The sequence below is a fragment of the Gilliamella sp. B3801 genome (assembly GCF_026536645.1).
Classification (GTDB): Bacteria; Pseudomonadota; Gammaproteobacteria; order Enterobacterales; family Orbaceae; genus Gilliamella; species Gilliamella apicola_I.
The window spans coordinates 1-2,917 of the sequence record NZ_JAFNNR010000020.1 but is presented as its reverse complement, the minus strand read 5'-3'; the positions used below and the strand labels follow the sequence as shown (position 1 = coordinate 2,917).

The window sequence follows — 2,917 nt, the reverse complement described above, 5'->3', positions numbered from 1 at the left end:
CGGGGAGGAGCCCAAAGCGGGTAGCATAATGTATCAGTGGAAGCGTCTGGAAAGTCGCACGATAGAGGGTGAAAGTCCCGTACACGAAGGTAGATTATGTGGAAGCTTGAAGAGTAGGGCGGGACACGTGATATCCTGTCTGAAGATGGGGGGACCATCCTCCAAGGCTAAATACTCCTGATTGACCGATAGTGAACCAGTACCGTGAGGGAAAGGCGAAAAGAACCCCGGGAGGGGAGTGAAATAGACCCTGAAACCGTGTACGTACAATCAGTGGGAGCATGTGTCGTTGGGCATGTGTGACTGCGTACCTTTTGTATAATGGGTCAGCGACTTATATTCTGTAGCAAGGTTAACCGAATAGGGGAGCCGAAGGGAAACCGAGTATTAACTGTGCGTTAAGTTGCAGGGTATAGACCCGAAACCCGGTGATCTAGCCATGGGCAGGTTGAAGGTTGGTTAACACTAACTGGAGGACCGAACCGACTAATGTTGAAAAATTAGCGGATGACCTGTGGCTGGGGGTGAAAGGCCAATCAAACCGGGAGATAGCTGGTTCTCCCCGAAAGCTATTTAGGTAGCGCCTCATGTATAACTGTTGGGGGTAGAGCACTGTTTCGGCTAGGGGGCCATCCCGGCTTACCAACCCGATGCAAACTCCGAATACTGACAAGTTTAATCATGGGAGACACACGGCGGGTGCTAACGTTCGTCGTGAAGAGGGAAACAACCCAGACCGCCAGCTAAGGTCCCCAAGTCATAGTTAAGTGGGAAACGAAGTGGGAAGGCTTAGACAGCTAGGATGTTGGCTTAGAAGCAGCCATCATTTAAAGAAAGCGTAATAGCTCACTAGTCGAGTCGGCCTGCGCGGAAGATGTAACGGGGCTAAAACTATGCACCGAAGCTGCGGCAGTGCACGCAAGTGTATTGGGTAGGGGAGCGTTCTGTAAGCCGTAGAAGGTGTGTTGTGAGGCATGCTGGAGGTATCAGAAGTGCGAATGCTGACATAAGTAACGATAAAGCGGGTGAAAAGCCCGCTCGCCGGAAGACCAAGGGTTCCTGTCCAACGTTAATCGGGGCAGGGTGAGTCGACCCCTAAGGAGAGGCCGAAGGGCGTATCTGATGGGAAACGGGTTAATATTCCCGTACTGGCTATAACTGCGATGGGGGGACGAAGAAGGCTAGGTTTACCACCTATTGGATGGTGGGTTAAGCGTGTAGGGGTGTGATTAGGCAAATCCGGTCACTGAGACCCTGAGGCGTGATGACGAGCTACTAAGGTAGTGAAGTAATTGATGCCCTGCTTCCAGGAAAATCCTCTAAGCTTCAGGTTATAGTTAATCGTACCCGAAACCGACACAGGTGGTCAGGTAGAGAATACTCAGGCGCTTGAGAGAACTCGGGTGAAGGAACTAGGCAAAATGGTGCCGTAACTTCGGGAGAAGGCACGCTGATGGTAATTGAAGTCCCGTGCGGATGGAGGTGAAATCAGTCGAAGATACCAGCTGGCTGCAACTGTTTAATAAAAACACAGCACTGTGCAAACACGAAAGTGGACGTATACGGTGTGACGCCTGCCCGGTGCTGGAAGGTTAATTGATGGGGTTATGCGTAAGCAGAAGCTCTTGATCGAAGCCCCAGTAAACGGCGGCCGTAACTATAACGGTCCTAAGGTAGCGAAATTCCTTGTCGGGTAAGTTCCGACCTGCACGAATGGCGTAATGATGGCCAGGCTGTCTCCACCCGAGACTCAGTGAAATTGAAATCGCCGTGAAGATGCGGTGTACCCGTGGCAAGACGGAAAGACCCCGTGAACCTTTACTATAGCTTGACAGTGAACATTGAGCCTTAATGTGTAGGATAGGTGGGAGACTAAGAAGTGTGTACGCCAGTATGCATGGAGTCATCCTTGAAATACCACCCTTTAATGTTTGATGTTCTAACCTATACTTCTGAATCGAGGTAAGGGACACTGTCTGGTGGGTAGTTTGACTGGGGCGGTCTCCTCCCAAAGAGTAACGGAGGAGCACGAAGGTTAGCTAATCCTGGTCGGACATCAGGAGGTTAGTGCAATGGCAAAAGCTAGCTTGACTGCGAGAGTGACGGCTCGAGCAGGTACGAAAGTAGGTCATAGTGATCCGGTGGTTCTGAATGGAAGGGCCATCGCTCAACGGATAAAAGGTACTCCGGGGATAACAGGCTGATACCGCCCAAGAGTTCATATCGACGGCGGTGTTTGGCACCTCGATGTCGGCTCATCACATCCTGGGGCTGAAGTAGGTCCCAAGGGTACGGCTGTTCGCCGTTTAAAGTGGTACGCGAGCTGGGTTTAGAACGTCGTGAGACAGTTCGGTCCCTATCTGCCATGGGCGTAGGAAAATTGAGAGGGTTTGCTTCTAGTACGAGAGGACCGAAGTGAACGCACCGCTGGTGTACGGGTTGTGATGCCAATTGCATTGCCCGGTAGCTACGTGCGGAATAGATAAGTGCTGAAAGCATCTAAGTACGAAACTAGCCTCGAGATGAGTTTTCCCTGATGAGAATCAGTAAGGTCCGTTTGAGACTAAGACGTAGATAGGTCAGGTGTGTAAGTGTAGTGATACATTGAGCTAACTGATACTAATGAACCGAGAGTCTTAACCTTACAACTCGGAGTTGTTTTGGGATACGCGAGAGAGAAGATAAAATCATCGGAAGGTGGTTAAAGAATGTAGAAACAGTTTGTTCCGGATTGAGGAATTGATGTAAAGATGAGATAATGTACATCAATAGAGAAAGAGAAGACAGGATATGTCTGGCGGTAATAGCGCGGTGGTCCCACCTGACCCCATGCCGAACTCAGAAGTGAAACGCCGTAGTGCCGATGGTAGTGTGGGTATTACCCATGTGAGAGTAGGGTGCCGCCAGACTTTTAAAT

At 50.3% G+C, this 2,917-nt stretch carries 1 protein-coding gene, 1 rRNA gene and 1 other annotated feature (1 of these 3 cut by a window edge); both genes read left to right on the top strand.

The features are described from left to right. Positions 1-2,644 (top strand) — a sequence feature (most likely nonfunctional fraction of RNA operon) (it extends 1,675 nt beyond the left edge of the window). Beyond that, a complete protein-coding gene (locus J3U14_RS11580) occupies positions 2,073-2,204 on the top strand; it encodes a hypothetical protein (protein WP_267369688.1) in 132 nt (43 codons plus the stop codon). Its footprint overlaps the feature before it by 132 nt. Before the next feature lie 149 nt (positions 2,645-2,793). Next, positions 2,794-2,909 (top strand): 5S ribosomal RNA (rrf, locus tag J3U14_RS11575). Positions 2,910-2,917 lie beyond the last annotated feature (8 nt).

Coding starts and splice junctions, on each gene's coding strand:
- J3U14_RS11580 (WP_267369688.1), top strand. CDS start 2,073: ATGGCAAAAGCTAGCTTGACTGCGAGAGTGACGGCTCGAGCAGGTACG.